Raw genomic sequence first — 19998 nt, 5'->3', positions numbered from 1 at the left:
TGGATCGTCAGTGCTGGTAGCCGTAGACGCCGCGCGCCTGGTCGCGGACGAGACGGCCCTTCTCCAGCTCGATGACGCGCTTGCGCATCTGGTCCACGATGTTCTGGTCGTGGGTCGCCATCACCACGGTCGTGCCCGTGCGGTTGATGCGGTCGAGCAGCTTCATGATGCCGACGGAGGTCTGCGGGTCGAGGTTTCCGGTCGGCTCGTCGGCGATGAGCAGCTTCGGCCGGTTGACGAAGGCGCGTGCGATGGCGACGCGCTGCTGTTCACCACCCGAGAGCTCGCCGGGCATCCGGTCCTCCTTGCCGCCGAGCCCGACGAGGTCGAGCACCTGGGGCACCGACTTGCGGATCTCGCCGCGCGACTTGCCGATGACCTCCTGTGCGAAGGCGACGTTCTCGCCGACCGTCTTGTTGGGCAGGAGGCGGAAGTCCTGGAACACGGTCCCCAGCTGGCGGCGCATGTGGGGCACCTTCCAGTTGGAGAGGCGCGCGAGGTCCTTGCCCAGGACGTGCACCTGTCCGTGGCTGGCCCGCTCCTCGCGGAGGACCAGCCTGAGGAAGGTGGACTTTCCGGAGCCGGAGGACCCCACGAGGAACACGAACTCGCCGCGCTCGACCTCCAGGGAGACATCCCTGAGAGCGGGGCGGGTCTGCTTGGGGTAGACCTTGGAGACGTTGTCGAATCGGATCACGGATGCACCACGGGTCGCCGGGGGTAGGTGTGCGTGACCATACGCGAACCGGGTGCGGGAGCGCAGTCGGCGTACGGGGTTGCGTGAGGCTTGCGCGTTTTGTCACGGATCTGCGGGTCCCGTCAGGCATCTTCCGGCCGGGAACAGGCCTCGATCCCGCCAGGAGCGGGCAGGATGGGGCGAGCCGCGCCGAAATCCGCGGAACCTGGCACAGTGGAGGGGGAACGGTCGCGTTCCCCGCGGCGTTATACACGCGGAGAGACAGCGCAAGGAGGGCCGGCGCATGACGTACGACCGATTGGTGTGCGCAAACTGCGCTTCGCCCGTGAGCGAGGGCCGCTGCCACGTCTGCCGTGCGAACCGGGAGCGCCTCCAGCAGGAGAGCCCCTTCGCCGGGCTGAACCCGATGGCACTGATCGCACTGCTTGCCGTGCTGATCGCCGCGGTGGCGCTGCTGGCCCGCTAGGAGACGGCGCGTCCCCCGGCCGGTCCCGCACCTCCGACACATGAGAAGGGCCCGGAGCATCCGCTCCGGGCCCTTCTCATGTGTGATGCCTCACGCGGCCGTCCGTCAGGCGGCGGCACCGCCGCGGCCGCCCACGAGGCGGGGCAGCATCCGGAAGCCGATACCGCCGGCGATCATCGTGGCGGCGCCGACCAGCAGGAACGCGGTCTGACCGGCACCCGTCTCGGCGAGCTCGCCGTCGTTCTCGCCCTGCGCCGAGGTGTCGGCGGAGGTGTCCGAGCCGGTGTCGGTCAGGGCCGAGGAACCCTCGCCCTGCTCGACCGGCTTGGAGCCGCCGTCCGGGTCGGTGTCGTTGCCGCCGGTGCCGTTGCCGCCACCGTTGCCGTTCCCACCGCCGTTGCCGTTGCCTCCGCCGTTGCCGTTGCCCGGCTCGGTGGGGTCGGTCGGCTCGTTGGACGGCTCCGGCGGCTCCTCGGTGGGCGGAGTGGCCGAGGGCTCCGGGTCCTCGGGAAGTCCCGTGTTGGACGGCGTCGGAGCCGGCGGGGTGTCCGTCGCGTCGGGGGCGGCGACGTTCACGCCGACACCGTCCTCGTCGACACTGGCGCCCACGCTCAGGCCGCCCACGTTCACGCCGACGTCGAGGGCCGAAGCGGCACCCGCGGCGGTCAGAGATGCACCGGCTGCGATCACCGCGCCGGCGGCTATTCGCGCCACGCGGATCCGCGTCTTCTTGGTCATCTGCCTGCTACCCCCAGTAGCTCATCGTCGATGGAGCAGCGCCCGGGGCCACGGCGTCACAGGTGGCCTGTCGAAGCCCCCCGGTTCACATGCGCCCCAGAGATACGCATGCCACGCGTCACCCTTCCCACTTTTCAAACCATCGTCAAGGTCGTTGCGTACGCGATGTCCGGATCAGCGTCATTTGCCTGCCGTGCGGACATGTGACTGTGACGTAAAACCCAGACAACCCACACACAAAAGGCAACTGCCGTCCGGAGAACGGCAGTTGCCTTGTCGACAAAGCGGCGGGAATTCGCCCCGCTACTTCTCCTGCTGCTTGCGCCAGCGAATTCCGGCCTCCAGGAAACCGTCGATCTCCCCGTTGAACACGGCCTCGGGATTGCCGACTTCGCACTCGGTCCGCAGGTCCTTGACCATCTGGTACGGGTGCAGGACGTACGAACGCATCTGGTTGCCCCACGAGTTGCCGCCGTCGCCCTTGAGGGCGTCCATCTTGGCCTGCTCCTCCTGGCGGCGCCGCTCCAGGAGCTTGGCCTGCAGGACGTTCATCGCGGAGGCCTTGTTCTGGATCTGCGAGCGCTCGTTCTGGCAGGAGACGACGATGCCGGTGGGGAGGTGGGTCAGGCGGACCGCGGAGTCGGTCGTGTTGACGCCCTGGCCGCCGGGGCCGGACGACCGGTACACGTCCACCCGGAGCTCGGACTCGTCGATCTCGATGTGGTCGGTCTGCTCGACCACGGGCAGGATCTCGACGCCCGCGAACGACGTCTGGCGGCGGCCCTGGTTGTCGAAGGGCGAGATCCGCACGAGGCGGTGCGTGCCCTGCTCGACCGACAGGGTGCCGTAGGCGTACGGCACGTGGACGGCGAAGGTGGTCGACTTGATGCCGGCCTCTTCCGCGTACGAGGTCTCGTAGAGCTCCGTCTTGTAGCCGTGCCGCTCCGCCCAGCGCAGGTACATGCGCTGGAGCTTCTCGGCGAAGTCGGAGGCGTCGACGCCGCCGGCCTCGGCGCGGATGGTGACGACGGCCTCGCGGGAGTCGTACTCGCCCGAGAGCAGCGTACGGACCTCCATCTCGTCCAGCGCCTTCCGGACGGCGGTGAGCTCGGTCTCGGCCTCGGCGCGGGTGTCCGGGTCGTCCTCCTCCTCGGCCATCTCGAAGAGCACGCTCAGGTCGTCGATCCTGCCGCGCAGGGCCTCCGCCTTGCGGACCTCCGCCTGGAGGTGGCTCAGCTTGCTGGTGATCTTCTGCGCCGCGTCCGGGTCGTCCCAGAGGGACGGCGCGGCCGCCTGCTCCTCGAGAACGGCGACATCTGCCCTCATCTTGTCGAGGTCCAGGACGGCCTCGATCGACTCCATGGTCGAGGAGAGGGACTTGAGCTCTTCGGATACATCGACGACTGCCACGCCTCCAGCGTAACGGCTACGACAAGCACCCCCACCGCCTCCGCCGCCTTCCCGGCGTTCCCACCGGTCCCGCCACCCCGCGCACCCCACTCCCCCACGCCCACCAGCACCCCGTGTCCCGGCCGGCACCGGGGTGGGACGGCGAGCCCGGCGCCGACGGGGAGCCGCCTGCGCCCACCCGTGCCGCCCCTAGCGGCACGCCTGCCCGCAGCTAGGGCCGACCGAGCCCCACCCCGCGCCACCTGCCCGCAGCCAGGGCGGCCGACCGGGCGCCACCCCCCTCCCCGCACGCCTGCCCGCAGCTGATGACGCACCGCGTGCCCGCAGCGCAATCCGTACGCGCCCGCAGCCGCCAGTGCACGGAAGGGGCCGTGCCGGTACATCACATGCCCGTCGAGACGGGGCCACACCCCACCGAGGAACGCCGGTAACGGACCTCAGTGCCCGACCAGCGACGGGCGGATGTACCGGCACGGCCCCGACCCCCCACCACCCGCTGCGCAATCCGTACGAGCCCGCAGCCGCCCTCCGGCGCAAGGGGCCGTGCCGGTACATCACATGCCCGTCGAGACGGGGCCACACCCCACCGAGGAACGCCGGTAACAGACCTCAGTGCCCGACCAGCGACGGGCGGATGTACCGGCACGGCCCCGACCCACCACCCCACCGACAGCGCACCGGCACCCGCAGCGCACCGGCGCCCGCGAAGATCACGGCGAAGACGGAGCCGACGTCTCCCGGTCGCGGGGCGTGGCGCCCGCGTCGTCCCCCGACGTGGCGACCCACGTCCCCACACCCACCGCCGCGACCAGCGCCACCGCCGCCGCCCCCAACGTGATCCTCCGCCGCCGAGCCGACGCCCGGTGCCGAGCCGACCCCGGCCGCGGCGCCCCCGCGGCCCGCGGCGCCCGAGCCGTCCCCCGCGCACCCCCGGCCAGCTCGTCCGGCCCGGGTACCCGCATCGACGTGTGTGTGTCCCGGTTGGAGTCCGGCGCAGCCCCCGGCACCAACGGAACCGCCCCCCGCCGGGCCCGCCCCCGCCCCGGCTCCCGGTCCTCGTCCCGCTCCCCGGCACGCGAGGAGACGCCGTCCGCCGTCTCCTCGTACCCGCCCTCGCCCTCTTCCGACTCCGCGTCGTCCGGCTCGTCGACGTCCAGCGGGGGCATCCCGGCCAGCAGCGGCAGCTGCTCCCGCAGCCGCGCCCCCAGCTCGGACGCCCGCAGCCGGGACGCCGGCGCCTTGGCGAGGCACTGCACGATCAGCTGCCACAGCTCGTCGGGGATGCCCGGCAGCGGCACCACCCGCTCCGTGACGTGCCGCCGCAGCACCGCTCCGGGATGCCCGCCCCCGAAGGGGGTGAACCCGGCCAGCAGCTCGTACAGCACCGTCGCCAGCGCGTAGATGTCGACGGCGGCCCGCGGCGGCAGTCCCTCGATGATCTCCGGCGCGAGATAGTCCGGGGTACCGATGATCTTCGTCGCCCGGGTCCGCCGCGGGGAGTCGATGAGCTTGGCCACCCCGAAGTCCGTGAGAAGCGCCGGGTGCGCCCCGCCGGGCCCGAGCGGCCCCTGCATGTCCAACAGCACGTTCTCGGGCTTGACGTCCCGGTGCACGACCCCCGCCGCGTGCGCGGCGGCGAGCCCGTCCGCGACGTCCGCGACGATCGCGACCGCGGCCTCGGGGGCCAGCCGCCGCTCCCGGTCGAGCCGGGTCCGCAGATCGGTGCCGCGGACGAGGTCCATGACGAGCGCGAGGTCGTTGCCGTCCACGACGAGGTCCCGCACCGCGACGACGTGGGGGTGGTCGAGCCCCAGGAGCGCCGTGCGCTCCTGGACGAAGCGCCCCACGAGCTCCTGGTCGGACGCGAGGTCCTCGCGCAGCAGCTTGATGGCGACGGGCCCTTCCGGCCCCTCGCCCAGCCACACCGTGCCGGCGCTGCCCCGCCCCAGAATCTGGTTCGCGGTGTAGCGGCTCCCGATCTTCCGTGCCAAGACTGCTCCTACAGACGCGTGTTGTCGCTAAAACTACGCGCCGGAGGAGCCAACCTTCACCGCGGAGACGGAAATCACCCGCCAGGTGTCGACAAATCTCCAGAGTTACCGGGAATCACTGCCCGGTCTTCGCGCCCAGATCCCCGATCCACCCGCTCACCGTGTTGAACCAGTCGCTGAGCTGCGCCCAGTAGCCCTTGGTGGTCCCGATCCATTCCTGCAGGGGGCTCAGCTCCCAGACCAGCCACCCGGCGACGAACAGGATGACGACGGTGAACAGGCATCCCTTGAGGCACCCGAGGCCGGGGATCTTCATCGGGTTGGCGCTGCGCTGCCGCGGCTCGCGCGGCTGCCGGGGGGCGGGCTGCTGGGGCTGCTGCGGCGCCGGGGCGTACCGCTGCGGCTGCTGCCTCTGGGGTGCGTACTGCTGCCGCTGAGGCTGCTGAGGCTGCTGCGGGTAGCCGTAGCCGGGCTGCTGCCCTTGGGGCCGCTGCTGGGGCCGCTGCTGCTGAGGCCGCTGCTGCGGGCGGGCGACCTGCCGCTGGGGACGCCGGCGCAACGGGTCCTCGTCGGGGTCGAGGTACGACTGGACCTGCGTCTGCTCGTTGCGGTCGCGCGCCGCGCGCAGCTGGTTCTGCCAGGGGTGCGGGTCCTCCGGCTGCCCCGGCTGCCCGCCGGGCTGGTGCGGCGGCACCGGCGGCAGCACGGCGGTGGGGTCGGCGGCGCCGCGGTGCGGCAGGACGGAGGTCGGATCGGCGTCGCCCGAAGTGTGGGGCAGGACGCTGGTGGCACCGTTCGGGTCGTAGGCGCCCGCGCCGTACGGCAGCACCTGCGTCGGGTCGGCCGCCCCGGGGGTGTCGGGGACCGCCGCCGGAGCCGGGTCGGGCGCGAGCAGCGCACCGACGCCCTCGGCGGCGGCGATCTGGCCGGGGCTCGCGTGCACGCCGACGCCCTGGGCGACCGTACGCAGCCCGCGGGCGAGGTTCTCGGCGCTGGGCCGCTCGTCCGGGTTCTTGCGCAGGCAGCGCTCGATGACGGTCCACAGCGGGTCCGGCACGGTCGAGGGGCGGCGCGGCTCGGCGCTGAGGTGCTGGTGCAGCACTTCCAGGGCCGATCCTCCGGAGAACGGCGGACGCCCGGTCACCAGCTCGTAGAGCAGGATGCCGGCGCCGTAGATGTCGACGGCCGACGTCTGGGGGCGGCCTTCCGCGGACTCGGGCGCGACGTACGCGGGCGTGCCCACGAACTCGTGCGTCCGGGTGAGCCCGGGCGAATCGGCGAGCCGCGCGATGCCGAAGTCGGTCAGCATCGGGTGCATCTGGCCGCCGTCCTGCTTGAGCAGGACGTTCGCGGGCTTGAGGTCGCGGTGGACGACGCCGTCGGTGTGGCTGGCCGCGAGCGCGTCGGCGACCTGCGCGGTGAGGAGGGCGGCCGCGACGGGCGAGAAGGGCCCGTTCTCGCGGAGGTAGCGGTGCAGGTCGGGGCCGTCGACGAGGTCCATGACCAGCGCCAGCAGGTCGCCCTCGACGACCAGGTCGCGGACCCGGACGATGTTCGGGTGGGTCAGCCGCAGCAGGACCGACCGCTCCCGCAGGAACCGCATCACGACGTCCGCGTCGCTCGCCAGCTCTTCCTTGAGGACCTTGATGGCCACGGTCTCGCCGGGCTGGCCCGCGACGGCGGCCTCCGCGCCCGCGGTCTCCCTCTGGCGGGCGCGCCAGACGGTGCCTGTGGCGCCGCGTCCCAGCGGCTCCTCAAGGAGGTACTTGCTCCCTACCGGCCGCACGTCATGCGCTCCCTGCTGCTTGCTTGCCTGGTCCGTCCACCGTCGTCCACATTGCTCGGGGTGTTCCGACCCACTGTAGTGCCGTGGAAGGCGGGACCGGGCTGTCGTCCTGCTGTGCTCTCCGTGCCCGCCCCGGGTGCCTGCTCCGGCATCCGCGGACGCACTCCTGTCGGTGTTCGAAGGAAAGACGCTCTCTTCGGACCGTTGGTTGCCGAACCGTGGACGTGACCGATCTCAAGCGGACACCGGTCGGGCACTGGTCAGGCACTTTTGCGGGCAGAGCCGACCAATCAAGATCACTTGTTCGTGGGTGCCGGGCGTGTTGTCGGTGTCAGGTGCGAGGATGCCTCCAGTACTGGCCGACGTGCCCGTGCGCGGTGGGGGAGTCTGCGGTGGGGGACCGCAGCGCGGTCCCGTCCTCGTCGCGGGCGCCCGTGCGGAAGGGACCCCTGACGGCGATGCAGATCCGGCTGACCGTCGTAGACCCGCTGGGCCCGCTCTCGGAGCCGCGGGGGCGTGCCGCCGCCTGCGATGTGCTGGTGACCGCGCCCGCCGGGACGGCGCTGGCCGCGGTGGCGTCCGGACTGGCCTCGGCGGTCGCGGGGAGCGACGGTCCGCTCGTGCTGTACGCCGGTTCCGAGCGGCTCGACGCGCAGCGCTGCACGCTGGGCGAGCCTCCGCTGATCGACGGCGCCGTGCTCTCGCTCGGCGCTCCCGTGGAGCCGGGGCCCGACGAGACCGACGTCACGGCTCAGCTCCACGTGATCGCGGGCCCGGACGCGGGCGGGGTCCATCTGCTGCACGGCGGCCGGATCCACATCGGCCGCTCGGCCGACGCGGACGTCCCGCTGGACGATCCGGACGTCTCGCGTCTCCACTGCGCGGTGACGGTCTCGCCGGACGGCCGCGTCGCGGTCGCCGACCTGGGCTCCACGAACGGCACGACGCTGGACGGCACCCGGGTCGGCGACCGCCCGGTGCGGTTCGGGCCCGGGGCGCTGCTGCGGGTCGGGGAGTCAGCGCTGCGGCTGGCCCCGGCGGCCGGCGTCGGTGCCGTCCCGACCGCGCCCGACGGCGAGGGCCACGTACGGGTGAGCGCCGAGGGAGGCCTCGCCGCCGGCTCCGCCGAGGTTCCGGCGCGGTCCGCCGCGGTGCCCCGGCCGCGTGTGCAGGACGACCCCGGGACCCGAGGGGCGGGCACCGGCGCGGGGCCGCGGCGGGAGACGTCCACCCCGGCGGCAGAGACGCATCACGGCTACGGACACGCGGGCTGGGGATCGGCCGGAGGCGTCCCCGGCGCGCCCGTGCACGCCCCCGCCGCACCGCCCGTCGTCCCCGGGCAGGGCCGCGCCCCCCGGACGGAGAGCAGGCCCTCCGGAGCGGACCCGCGGGGCGGGCGGACCACCGGTTCCGTGCCCGACCGGGCCGGTGACACCCGCGGTCGCGGCGACGCGGCCCCGGCGGCGGACCACGACCACGGCGCGAGCTTCCCGGAGGCCGGCGGTCCCGACGCCCCGGACACGCGCAAGGGCACCCCCACCCGCGGCACCGACGTCCCGCCCGGGATCCGCAAGCGCGGCTTCTCCGCCTGGGCACGCCGACTGACCGGAGGCCGCGGCGACCTGCCGGACGGCGGCCCGGAGGCGTACGACGAGCCGGGCCCGGCGCCGACCGGCCGCGTGCCGGCGGCCGCACAGCTGCCGGACACCTGGCCGGACCCCGCGACGCTGCTGCTCACGGCGCTCGGCCCCGGCCCGCGGCTGTGGGAGCGGGAACCGGGACACCCGGAGACGCTCACGGTGCGGCTGGGGACGGCCGACCGCCCCGCACCCGACGGCTCGGGCCTGCTGCCGGCGGTGCCGGTGACGGCCGGGCTGCGGGAGGCCGGCTCGCTGGGGCTGGCCGGGCCGCGGGCGCGGCTGGCGGGGCTGGCCCGCGCGGTCCTCGCCCAGCTCGCCGCCCTGCACTCCCCCGACAGCCTGGAGATCGTCCTGATCAGCACGGACCGTTCGCGTGCGGTGGAGGACCGCACCGCCGAGTGGTCCTGGCTCGGCTGGCTGCCGCACGTTCGCCCCACCCACGGGCAGGACTGCCGTCTCCTCCTCGCCTACGACCGCGACCAGGCCACCGCCCGGGCGGACGAGCTCCTCCGCCGTCTGGAGGACCACCTCTCGGAAGCGGGCCGTCCGGCGCCGCCCGGCGACCGGGTCCCGGGCGCGGCGGCGTCCGGCGCCGTCCGCGGGGGCGCCCGGCGGCCCTCCTGGGCCCGGGACGAGGACCCGGAGGTCTTCCCGGGCCCGTACACGGTGCTCGTGGTGGACGGCGACCCGGGCGGCGCGGCAGTCCGGGACGCGGTGGTGCGGCTGGCGCGGGAGGGCGCGCAGGCCGGGATCCACGTGGTGTGCCTCGCCGAGACCGCGGCGGCGTCACCGGCGTCACCGGTGACCGAGACGTACGAGGCCGCCTGCCGGGCGGCGCCCGGCTTCCGCGAGTGCGGTGCGGTCGCCCTGCTCAGCGGTGACGTGGCCACGGCCCTGCGGCTGATGCGGGTCGCCCCCGGCGGCGCGCCCGAGGAGCACCGCGCGAGCGCGCCCGACGACCGGACGGCTCCCGCCCGGGACGGGCGGTCCGCCGCGCAGGCCGGCCCGCCCGGCGACTCCCCCGGTTTCGTCGGGCACGGGACCGTGGCCGCGGTGGACGCGGTCTCCCCGGCGTGGGCCGAGCGGTTCGCGCGGGCGCTGGCGCCCCTGCGCACCGACGGCACCGGGGACCGGCACGCGCGCGTGTCCGCCCCGCTGCCCCAAGCGGCCCGTCTGCTGGACGAGTTGGGGCTGGCGCGGGCCACCCCCGCGTCGCTGATGGCGCGTTGGGCCGACGCGGCCGACGACACCCAGGCACTGGGCGGCCGGGCCCGCGCGGTGCTCGGCGCGGGGCCGCGCGGACCGGTCTGCGTCGACCTCGCCACCGAGGGACCGCATCTGCTGATCGAGGGCCCGCCGGGCAGCGGCCGTACGGAACTGCTGCGTTCGCTCGCCGCCTCGCTCGCCGCAGCCGAGCGCCCCGACCGGCTCGGCATCGTCCTGATAGACGGGCGGGACCACACGGGCGGCAAGGGCACGGGGAGTCCCGAGGGCCTGGGCGCCTGTACGGACCTGCCGCACGTCTCCACTCATCTCACCGCCAACGACCCGGTCCGCATGCGGGAGTTCGCCCAGTCGCTGAGCGCCGAGCTGAAGCGGCGGGCCGAGCTGCTCGGCCGGCAGGACTTCGCCGGATGGCACACCAACCGCGAGGTGTCGGGCCGGATGGTCGCCCAGCGCTCGGCCGGCGGCGGCTCCTCCGGCACCGGGGATCTCGACAGCCCGACCACGTCCACGATCCGGCTGCGCCCGGCGGCGGCCCGGCAGCGGGCGGAACCGGGGCCGCCGCTGGCCCGGCTCGTGGTGGTGGTCGACGACCTGGACTCCCTGCTGTCGCCCGCGCTGGGCTCGCCGGGGAGGCCCTCGGCGGGGTCCGTCGTACGGGCGCTGGAGGCCGTCGCCCGGGAGGGCGAGCGGCTCGGGGTGCACCTCGTGGCGGCGACCGGGATGTGCGGGCGGGCCACGGAGACGGAGCTGGCGCGTACGGCCGAGCTCCGGGTGACGTTGGACGTGCCGGCGGCGGGGGCGGACGAGCCGGCGCCGGGGCGGGGGCGGGTGTCCGGGGCGGACGGCCGGGTCACGCCCTTCCAGGGCGGGCGGGTGACGGGTCGGATTCCTCGTACGGCCACGCTTCGGCCGACGGTGGTGCCGTTGGAGTGGCAGCGGATGGGGGATCCGCCGGCCCGGCGGCCCGTCCGGGAGCTCGGCAACGGTCCGACCGACCTCGCGCTGCTCGCCAGCGCGCTGGAACGGGCGGCCCGCTCGGTCTCGGCGACCGAGGTCCCGTCCCTCCTCTGACCCCGCCAGGGGCCTTTTCCCGCCCCCTCCGCCCCTACCCGTCCCGTACCTGGGGGCTCCGCCCTCAGACCCCCGTATCGCGCGGACGCGCTCGTCCGCAAACGCCGGACGGGCCGAAAGCCCGTCGAACCGGATACAGCAGCGGACGACGGCCCGCAGGCGCCCTCCCCCGACGGAAGGGACCGTGCCGGTACGTCAGATGCCCTCTGCGGGGCGGGCATTGATCTCCGGCCGCCCCGTGACAGGGCCTCACGCCCGTTTCGCCCAGGGCGGATGCACCGGCGCGGCGGCGACCCACAACCCGGCCGAGGGCGCCCCCGCCCGAAGCCCGCACGTCACGACGCGGTCACGATCGCTCGCTTGACACCGTAGGCGCTCTTGCCGCCCCCGAGCACCCGGGCGTACACCAGACCGCACGGGACACGCACAAGACACCGCTCAGACGTTCGACGAGGAACGAAGAACGGGGCACAGATGCGCACCACTGTTCACTCACGCAGGCCGAGCAAGACCGCCCGGGCCGCAGCCGCAGCCCTCACGGCCGGCGCCCTCGCCCTCGCGCTCACCGCGTGCGGCGGAGGCGACGACGACGGCGACGGCAACGGCGGCAAGGAAAAAGAGAGCAACGGAGCGTCCGTCACGCTCCCCAAGCTGAACGGCGAGAACCTGGAGGTCGCCGCCGTCTGGACCGGCCCCGAACAGGCCAACTTCAAGAAGGTGCTCGCCGAGTTCGAGAAGCGCACCGGCGCCAAGGTCACCTTCGTACCCGCCCAGGACCCGATCATCAACTTCCTGGGATCGAAGATCGCGGGCGGCGAGCCACCGGACATCGCGATGCTCCCCCAGGTCGGCGCCATCAAGCAGGCCGTGGAGAAGAAGTGGGCCAAGCCCGTCGGAACGGCGGCCCAGGAGCAGTTGCAGAAGAACTACTCGCAGGGCTGGCAGGACCTCGGCAAGGTCGACGGCAAGCAGTACGGCGTCTACTACAAGGCCGCCAACAAGTCCCTGGTCTGGTACAACACCAAGGTCTTCGAGAACGCGGGCGCGAAGGAGCCGAAGACCTGGGACGAGTTCCTGGCGACCGCGCAGACCGTCTACGACTCGGGTGTCACGCCCGTCTCCGTCGGCGGCGCGGACGGCTGGACGCTCACGGACTGGTTCGAGAACGTCTACCTCTCCCAGGCCGGCCCCGAGAAGTACGACCAGCTCGCCGAGCACAAGATCAAGTGGACGGACCCGTCCGTCAAGGACGCGCTCACCACGCTCGCCCAGCTGTGGGGCAAGAAGGACTACCTCGCGGGCGGCCCGGGCGGCGCGCTGCAGACGGAGTTCCCCGCCTCGGTGACGCAGACGTTCCAGGGCGGCGACCAGCCGAAGGCCGGCATGGTCTTCGAGGGTGACTTCGCGCAGGTCAACATCACGGAGACCAAGGCGAAGGTGGGCACGGACGCGAAGGTGTTCCCGTTCCCGGCGGTGGGCGACGACGCACCGGTCGTCAGCGGCGGCGACGCGGCCGTCATCCTGAAGGACTCCAAGGCGGCGCAGGCGCTCGCCACGTTCCTCGCCTCGCCGGACGCGGCCACCATCCAGGCGAAGCTCGGCGGCTACCTCTCCCCCAACAAGAACGTCGACGCGTCGGCGTATCCCAACGCGGTGCAGCGCAAGATGGCCGAGGCCCTGATCTCGGCCGGCGACGACTTCCGCTTCGACATGTCCGACCAGGCGCCGCAGGCCTTCGGCGGCACACCGGGCAAGGGCGAGTGGAAGGAGCTCCAGGACTTCCTGAAGAACCCCAAGGACGTCGCGGGCACGCAGGAAAAGCTGGAGTCGGACGCCGCCAAGGCGTACAAGGACTGATCCGGGGATGACCTCGGCATCGGCGGGAGGAGTCACCCCGACTCCTCCCGCGGCGCACACCCGCAAGAGCGTGACCGGCACCCGCAGGATCGTGGCAGTGCTGTTCCTGCTGCCCGCCCTGGTGCTGCTGGGCGCGCTCGTGGTCTACCCGATCGGGTACTCGCTGGTCCGAAGCTTCTTCGACCAGTCCGGCGACGGCTTCGCCGGCGTCGACAACTACCAGGCCCTGTTCACCGACGACGGCATCCGCACCGCCCTGAAGAACAACGTGCTGTGGGTGGTGTTCGCCCCGACGATCTCGACGGCTCTCGGTCTGGTCTTCGCGGTGCTCACCGAACGGGTGCGCTGGGGCACCGCGTTCAAGCTGGTCGTCTTCATGCCGATGGCGATCTCGATGCTCGCCGCGGGCATCATCTTCCGGCTGGTGTACGACCAGGACCCGGAGAAGGGCGTCGCCAACGCGGTCTGGGTGGGCGTGCACGACACCTTCGCGGAGTCCTCCGCGTTCCCGAAGGCCCACCCGGGACGGGAGTCGCCGCTCAAGGCGGACGGCGGCGGCTTCGTCACGAGGACCCCGGTCAGCGCCGGGCAGCCGGTCACGCTGCCGCTGGTCGGCGTCGCGCCCGACCAGATGCCCGACGGCGCGCAGAAGGCCGTCAAGGCGAAGGCCGAGCCGGGCAAGGTCACCGGCACGGCCTGGCAGGACTTCACCCGCGGCAAGGGTGTCGGCGAACTCAACGGCGTCGACACCACGGAGTTCGGCTACGCGGGCATGACGGTCGAGGCCGTGAAGGACGGCAAGGTCGTGGACTCCGCGAAGGTCGGCGACGACGGGACCTTCACCCTGACCGAGAAGGCGGACGGGGCGCTGCTGCGGCTCCCGGCGGACAACTTCCGCGAGCCGTACAACGGGGTGGACTGGCTCGGCCCGTCGTTGGTCACCCCGGCCGTCATCGGCTCGTACGTCTGGATGTGGGCGGGCTTCGCGATGGTCCTCATCGCGGCGGGACTGGCGAGCGTGCCGAGGGAGCTGCTGGAGGCGGCCCGGGTGGACGGCGCCAGTGAGTGGCAGGTGTTCCGCAGGGTCACGGTGCCCCTGCTGGCGCCCGTCCTCGCGGTGGTCACCGTCACGCTGATGATCAACGTGCTGAAGGTCTTCGACCTGGTCTTCATCATCCCGCCGGGTTCGTCGCAGGACGACGCGAACGTGCTGGCCCTGGAGCTGTACCGCAAGGGCTTCTCGGAGGACCAGCCGGGCATCGCGAGCGCCATCGCCGTGTTCCTGCTGCTCCTGGTCATCCCCGTGATGCTGTTCAACGTCCGCAGGCTGCGGCGGGAGGTACGACGATGACCACGCAGGCCGGCAGTGCCGTGAAGGCGAAGACGGCGCCCGTAGCGGTCGTCAGGCCCAAGGAGTCGCTCGGCTCCCGCCTCGCGAGCGGGGTCGGCGGGGGTGTCCTGCGGCTGTTCCTCATCCTGGTCGGCCTGTTCTGGCTGGTGCCCACGATCGGGCTCCTGCTGTCATCGCTGCGCAGGCCCGAGGACATGAGCGCGAGCGGCTGGTGGAAGGTCTTCAGCGAACCCTCCCAACTGACCGTCGACAGCTACCAGAAGCTGCTGGAGAACAGCGACATCACCAGCTCGCTGGTGAACACGGTGCTGATCACGGTCCCGGCGACGGTGCTGGTGGTGGTGATCGGCTCGCTCGCCGGGTACGCCTTCGCCTGGATGGAGTTCCCGGGCCGCGACTGGTGGTTCCTGGGCGTGGTCAGCCTTCTGGTCGTCCCCGTGCAGGTGGCGCTCATCCCGATCGCCGAACTCTTCGGCAAGCTGGGCCTGTTCGGGACGATCCTCGGCGTGATCCTGTTCCACGTCGGCTTCGGGCTGCCCTTCGCGGTGTTCCTGCTGCGGAACTTCTTCGCGGAGATCCCGCGGGAGCTCCTGGAGGCGGCGCGTCTCGACGGCGCGGGTGAACTGCGCCTGTTCGTACGGGTGGTGATGCCGCTCGGCGGGCCGGCGATCGCCTCGCTGGGGATCTTCCAGTTCCTGTGGGTGTGGAACGACATGCTGGTGGCACTGGTGTTCACCAAGTCCGGCACCCAGCCGATCACGGTGGCGCTGCAGACGCAGGTGCGCCAGTTCGGCAACAACATCGACGTGCTGGCGCCGGGCGCCTTCATCTCGATGGTGATCCCGATGGCCGTGTTCTTCGCGTTCCAGCGCCAGTTCGTCTCCGGCGTGATGGCGGGCGCGGTGAAGTAGGCGCGGCGCCGAGGCAGGGCGCCGAGCAGTCGGGGCGGACCGGAACCGGTCCGCCCCTCGGCACGGGTGCACCGGCCGCCGCCGGGGACGCCCTCGGGGCGCGGGCGCCGGCGCGTCCGCCGAGCCCACGCGGCCGTCGTCCCCCGGATGCCGCATCTGGCGTAACCAGGTCACCCCTTCGGCCGTTCCCGGGCAGTATGCCCGCGCCGACCCATGGATGTCCCTTGCCCAGGTTCAGTGTCATCGTCCCCGCGTACAAGGTTCAGGCGTACCTGCACGAGTGCCTCGAATCCGTGCTGGAGCAGTCCTGTCCGGATCTCGAACTGATCGCGGTCGACGACTGCTCGCCCGACGCCTGCGGCGCGATCATCGACGAGTTCGCGGCCCGTGACGCGCGGGTGCGCGCACTGCACCTGTCCGAGAACGTGGGGCTGGGACGCGCCCGCAACGCGGGACTCCGGTGTGCGACGGGCGACTACCTGATCTTCCTGGACAGCGACGACAGCCTCACCCCGGACGCCCTGCGGTCGATCGCCGACCGGCTGAAGGAGACCTCGGAGCCGGACGTCCTGGTCTACGACTACGCGCGCACGTACTGGTCGGGCGAGGCCGTGCGCAACCAACTGGCCGGGCAGCTCACCGAGGAGGGGCCGGCGCCCTTCCGGCTCGACGACCGGCCGGGTCTGCTCAAGGTGTTGATGGTCGTCTGGAACAAGGCCTACCGCCGGGAGTTCGTCGAGCGCGAGGGCCTCACCTTCCCGCCGGGGCTGTACGAGGACACCCCCTGGACCTATCCGGCCCTGATGTCCGCGGAGACCATCGCCACCCTGGACCGGGTCTGCGTCCACTACCGGCAGCGGCGCCGGGGCAGCATCCTCGGCACCACCAGCCGGGGGCACTTCGACGTCTTCGAGCAGTACGACCGCGTCTTCGCGTATCTCGACGCGCATCCGGAGCTGGCGCACTGGCGCCCGGTCCTGTTCCGCCGGATGGTCGACCACATCGCCACCGTGTTCACCCGGCGCGGGCGGCTGCCGCGCGGCACCCGCGCCGAGTTCCTGCGCAGGGCCCGCGCCCACTACGCCCGGCACCGGGCGCCGGGTTCCCCGGTGCGCCCGCGCATCCGGCTCCGGCACGCGCTGGTCCGCCTGGGCAGCCACCGCACCTACCGGCTGCTCTCCCTGGCGTCCCGCCTCAGGAGGCGGGCGCTGCGGTCGGCCGCCGGCGTCCGGCGCCGGGCACGGGCGGCGGCTCTCCGGCTGCACTACCGCATCCAGCGCAGCCTGCCGCTGCGCGACCGCGCCGTGTTCCGCAGCCACGGGGGACGCGGCTACGGCTGCAATCCGGGCGCCCTGGAGTCCGCGTTCCGCACCCTCGTCCCGCACATCCGCACCACGTGGATCGCGCACGCCGAGCACCACCACACCGTGCCCGCGGCGACCCGCCGGGTACGGCCGGGGTCGGCCGCGTACTGGACGGCGCTGGCCCGCTCCCGGTACCTCGTCGACAACGCCGGCCTCGACCGCAGGCTGGTCAAGCGGCCCGGCCAGGTGGTGATCCAGACGCAGCACGGCACCCCGCTCAAGCGGATGGGGCTCGACCTCCAGGACCGTCCGGCGGCAGCCCGCGACACGGACTTCGCCGCGCTGCTGCGCTCGGCCGACACCTGGGACTACTGCCTCTCCGCCAACCGCCACTCCACCCTGGTCTGGGAGCGCGTCTTCCCCTCGGGCTACACGACGCTGGAGTACGGCCAGCCCCGCAACGACGTCTTCCAGCAGGCGACTTCGGCGGACGTGGCCCGGCTGCGGGAGTCGCTCGGCATCCCCGAGTCGTCGGTGGCCGTGCTGTACGCGCCGACGTTCCGCGACTACCGCCGCGGCCGGCTCCTCACCCTCGACCCGGAGCGCGTGCTGCGCCGACTGGGGCCGGGCTTCGTGCTGCTGACCCGCGCGCACCCCTCCTACGGCGGCCCGCTCACGGAGGGCTCGGGCGGCCGGCTCATCGACGTGAGCGACCACCCGAGCGTGGAGTCGCTCTGCCTGGCCTCGGACGCGCTGGTCACCGACTACTCGTCCCTGATGTTCGACTACGCCAACCTCGACCGGCCGATCGTGGTGTACGCCGAGGACTGGGAGGCGTACGAGGCGGCCCGCGGCACCTACTTCGACCTGCGGTCGTTCCCGCCGGGCGCGCTCGCGCGCAGCGAGGACGAGCTGATCGACATCTTCGCGACCGGCCACTGGCGCGGCTCGCGCTCGGCGCAGCTGCGGGCGGCGTTCCGCGAGCGCTTCTGTCCGCACGACGACGGCCGGGCCGCCGAGCGGGTGGTGCGCCGGGCCGTCCTCGGCGAGCGGGCCGGGCTGCCCGCGGTCGTGCCGCTCGCCGAACGCCATCCGGTGCCCTCGGCCGCGGCGGCCCGTCTCGCCGCCCCGCTCGCGGCGTCACCGTCCGGCCCGCCCCGGCCCGCGCCGGTCCCGCCCCTTACGTCCGTACCGCCGCCCGGGGCGGGGGTCGCCGCTCCCGTCGCCCCCGACAGCCTCTGAACCGGAGTACGCATGCCCCGCAGCTCGTCGCGGCCCACCCCGACCCGGCCCGCCACCTGGCGCCCCGCCGGTCGTCCGGGGCGATGACCCTCCGGCTCCGCGTCCCTCGACAGAAAGAGCAGAATGCCCCGCTTCAGCATCGTCGTCCCCACGTACGGAGTCGCCGGGCGCCTGTCCCAGGCGCTGGACTCGGTCCTCGCCCAGTCCTTCGGCGACTTCGAGCTGATCCCCGTCTGTGACGCACCGGACTCGCCCGCGGGCGCCGTCGCCACCGCGTACGCCGCGCGGGACTCCCGGGTCGCCCCGGTGCAGTCCCCGCCGTCCGCCGGGCTGGGCGCGGCCCGCAACACCGGGGCAGGGGCGGCCACCGGCACGTACCTGCTCTTCCTCGACGGTGACGACGAGCTGACGCCGGGCGCGCTGGCGGCCCTCGACGCGGGCCTCCGGGACGAAGAGGTGGACGTCCTCTACTTCGAGCACGAGCGGGTCCACTGGTGGGACGTGGAGACGGCCACTCCCCCGCTGCCCCGGACGCCCGCGGGCGCCTTCGCCCCGGACCGCGCCCCCGCGCTCACCGGTGTCGCGCTGCCCGCCTGGAGCGCCGCCTATCGCCGCGCCTTCCTCGCCGAGCACGGACTCGCCTTCCCCCCGCGGCACTTCACGGACCTCGGCTGGGGAGGCCTGGTCACCCTCGCCGCCGGCCGGGTGGCGGTGCTGCGCACGGTCGTCGTACGGCATCTGCTGCGCCGGCAGGGCAGCCGGCTCAACGCTCCGGGCGAGCACCAGCTCGATCTCCTCGACCAAGTGGAGCTGGTGCTCGCCCGGGCCGCCGCGCAGGGGCTGCCGGCCGAGCGGGCCAGGCCGCTGTTCGGGCAGCTCTTCGCCGTGGTGCTGAAGACGGCCGCCCATCCCGAGCGGCTGCCCGCGCGCCGGCGCCGGGCCTTCTTCCGCCGCGCGGGGCGGCTCCACCGGCGACACCGCCCGGCCGGGTTCCGGCCGCCGGCGGGCAGTCTCGGAGTGCAGCACCGGTTGCTCGCGGCCGGGGCGTACAGCGCGTTCCGCGCGCTGCGCGGCGCGAACCGGCTGGCCACGGCGGTGACCCGGCGGCTGCCGCGGCCGCGGATGCTGCGCACCCGTGCGCTGTACGCGCTGAACCTGCGGCGCTCCCTCGACGAGAACCTGGCCGTGTACTGCGCGTACTGGGGCCGCGGTTACGCCTGCAATCCGGCGGCGATCCACGCCAAGGCCCGTGAACTCGCCCCGCACATCCGCTCGGTGTTCCTGGTCGAGGCGGACGCGGTGGACGCGCTGCCCGCCGGACTGGAGCACGCGGTGATCGGCAGCCACCGTTCCTGGGAGGTGCTGGCCCGCGCCAAGTACCTGGTCAACAACGCCAACTTCGCGGACGCGGTGGTCAAGCGCCGCGGCAGCGTGCATCTGCAGACCCAGCACGGCACCCCGCTGAAGAAGATGGGCGTCGACCAGTCGACGTATCCGGTGGTGGCCGCGGCGACCGGGAGCTTCGCCAAGCTGCTGACGCGGGTGGACCGGTGGGACTACAACCTGTCCGCCAACCGGCACTCCACCCAGATGTGGGAGCGCGCCTTCCCCGGCGGCTACGAGGCGCTGGAGTACGGCTATCCGCGCAACGACGTCTACTACACGGCGACCGCCGAACACGTCGCGCGGGTCCGGCGCGCCCTCGGGGTGCCCGAGGGCCGCAAGGCCCTGCTGTACGCGCCCACGCACCGCGACCACAGCACCGGCTTCGACTCGCGGCTCGACCTGGAGGCCTTCTGCGAGGCGGTCGGGGACGACTTCGTGGTGCTGCTGCGCGCGCACTACTTCTACGACGAGGGCCGCTCGAAGAGCAGCGGCCGGATCATCGACGTGACCCGGCACCGCTCCTCCGAGGACGTGTGTCTCGCCGCCGACGCCCTGGTCACGGACTACTCGTCGATCATGTTCGACTACGCCAACCTCGACCGACCGGTGGTCGTGTACGCCGACGACTGGGAGGTCTACCAGGAGACGCGTGGCAGCTACTTCGACCTGCTGAAGAGCCCGCCCGGTCATGTGGCGCGCACCGCCGACGAATTGACGCGCCTCTTCCTGGACGGTTCCTACGCGGACGCCGAGTCGGCCGCGCTGCGGGCCGCGTTCCGGGAGCGCTTCTGCCAGTTCGACGACGGGCGGGCCGCCGAGCGCGTCGTACGGCGGGTGCTGCTCGGTGAACCGCCCGAGGCGATCCCGCCCGTGGTCCCCCTCGCCGAGCGCACCCCGGCCCCCACCCTCGTAAGGAGCTGA

12 protein-coding genes are annotated in these 19998 nt (G+C 73.2%); 7 read left to right on the top strand and 5 right to left on the bottom strand.

What is annotated here, in order from left to right:
* Positions 1-7: 7 nt before the first annotated feature.
* The gene (ftsE, locus tag ACZ4NT_RS18890; RefSeq protein WP_121402611.1) at positions 8-697 is read right to left on the bottom strand and encodes a cell division ATP-binding protein FtsE; all 690 of its coding nucleotides are present in this window, start codon (positions 695-697) and stop codon (positions 8-10) included.
* Positions 698-980: 283 nt separating this feature from the next.
* Between ftsE and ACZ4NT_RS18885 the strand changes: the two genes are divergently transcribed.
* A complete protein-coding gene (locus tag ACZ4NT_RS18885) occupies positions 981-1163 on the top strand; it encodes a hypothetical protein (protein ID WP_121402609.1) in 183 nt (60 codons plus the stop codon).
* A 105-nt stretch (positions 1164-1268) separates the two neighbouring features.
* On the opposite strand, the gene ACZ4NT_RS18880 is transcribed toward ACZ4NT_RS18885, so the two are convergent.
* The 4 genes from ACZ4NT_RS18880 to ACZ4NT_RS18865 all read right to left on the bottom strand — a co-directional run bounded on the left by ACZ4NT_RS18880 (position 1269) and on the right by ACZ4NT_RS18865 (position 7088).
* Entirely contained in the window at positions 1269-1901 is a 633-nt protein-coding gene (locus ACZ4NT_RS18880) for a hypothetical protein (RefSeq protein ID WP_467726421.1), read from the bottom strand.
* 303 nt (positions 1902-2204) lie between these two features.
* Positions 2205-3311, bottom strand: a complete 1107-nt coding sequence (gene prfB, locus ACZ4NT_RS18875; RefSeq protein ID WP_121402606.1) for a peptide chain release factor 2 — start codon at positions 3309-3311, stop codon at positions 2205-2207.
* A 710-nt stretch (positions 3312-4021) separates the two neighbouring features.
* On the bottom strand, positions 4022-5302 hold the full coding sequence (locus ACZ4NT_RS18870) for a serine/threonine-protein kinase (protein ID WP_467726420.1): 1281 nt from the start codon (positions 5300-5302) through the stop codon (positions 4022-4024).
* 115 nt (positions 5303-5417) lie between these two features.
* A complete protein-coding gene (locus tag ACZ4NT_RS18865; RefSeq protein ID WP_467726418.1) occupies positions 5418-7088 on the bottom strand; it encodes a serine/threonine-protein kinase in 1671 nt (556 codons plus the stop codon).
* 458 nt (positions 7089-7546) lie between these two features.
* Here ACZ4NT_RS18865 and ACZ4NT_RS18860 point away from each other — a divergent pair, with 458 nt between their 5' ends.
* From ACZ4NT_RS18860 to ACZ4NT_RS18835, 6 genes are all read left to right on the top strand, one after another.
* Positions 7547-11026 (top strand): FHA domain-containing protein, encoded by a 3480-nt coding sequence (locus tag ACZ4NT_RS18860; protein WP_467726585.1) that lies wholly within the window; start codon positions 7547-7549, stop codon positions 11024-11026.
* Positions 11027-11500: 474 nt separating this feature from the next.
* A complete protein-coding gene (locus tag ACZ4NT_RS18855) occupies positions 11501-12883 on the top strand; it encodes an ABC transporter substrate-binding protein (RefSeq protein ID WP_121402601.1) in 1383 nt (460 codons plus the stop codon).
* Between the two features lie 70 nt (positions 12884-12953).
* Positions 12954-14234, top strand: coding sequence for a carbohydrate ABC transporter permease (locus tag ACZ4NT_RS18850; protein WP_467726583.1), 1281 nt, complete (start codon positions 12954-12956; stop codon positions 14232-14234).
* Entirely contained in the window at positions 14231-15145 is a 915-nt protein-coding gene (locus tag ACZ4NT_RS18845; protein ID WP_467726416.1) for a carbohydrate ABC transporter permease, read from the top strand. The genes ACZ4NT_RS18850 and ACZ4NT_RS18845 overlap by 4 nt, the downstream gene beginning before the upstream one ends.
* Positions 15146-15369: 224 nt before the next feature.
* Positions 15370-17691 (top strand): bifunctional glycosyltransferase/CDP-glycerol:glycerophosphate glycerophosphotransferase, encoded by a 2322-nt coding sequence (locus ACZ4NT_RS18840; protein WP_467726414.1) that lies wholly within the window; start codon positions 15370-15372, stop codon positions 17689-17691.
* Between the two features lie 123 nt (positions 17692-17814).
* Entirely contained in the window at positions 17815-19998 is a 2184-nt protein-coding gene (locus ACZ4NT_RS18835; RefSeq protein WP_467726412.1) for a bifunctional glycosyltransferase/CDP-glycerol:glycerophosphate glycerophosphotransferase, read from the top strand.

Source organism: Streptomyces sp. NPDC026417, from assembly GCF_055567695.1.
Note: the sequence above shows the minus strand (reverse complement) of the source record. Positions and strands in the feature narration are given on the sequence as shown.

What these genes read in the sequence shown, in the direction of transcription:
- ACZ4NT_RS18835 (WP_467726412.1), top strand. Translation starts at nt 17,815, where the DNA reads ATGCCCCGCTTCAGCATCGTCGTCCCCACGTACGGAGTCGCCGGGCGC.
- ACZ4NT_RS18855 (WP_121402601.1), top strand. Translation starts at nt 11,501, where the DNA reads ATGCGCACCACTGTTCACTCACGCAGGCCGAGCAAGACCGCCCGGGCC.
- ACZ4NT_RS18885 (WP_121402609.1), top strand. Translation starts at nt 981, where the DNA reads ATGACGTACGACCGATTGGTGTGCGCAAACTGCGCTTCGCCCGTGAGC.
- ACZ4NT_RS18860 (WP_467726585.1), top strand. Translation starts at nt 7,547, where the DNA reads ATGCAGATCCGGCTGACCGTCGTAGACCCGCTGGGCCCGCTCTCGGAG.
- ACZ4NT_RS18845 (WP_467726416.1), top strand. Translation starts at nt 14,231, where the DNA reads ATGACCACGCAGGCCGGCAGTGCCGTGAAGGCGAAGACGGCGCCCGTA.
- ACZ4NT_RS18880 (WP_467726421.1), bottom strand. Translation starts at nt 1,901, where the DNA reads ATGACCAAGAAGACGCGGATCCGCGTGGCGCGAATAGCCGCCGGCGCG.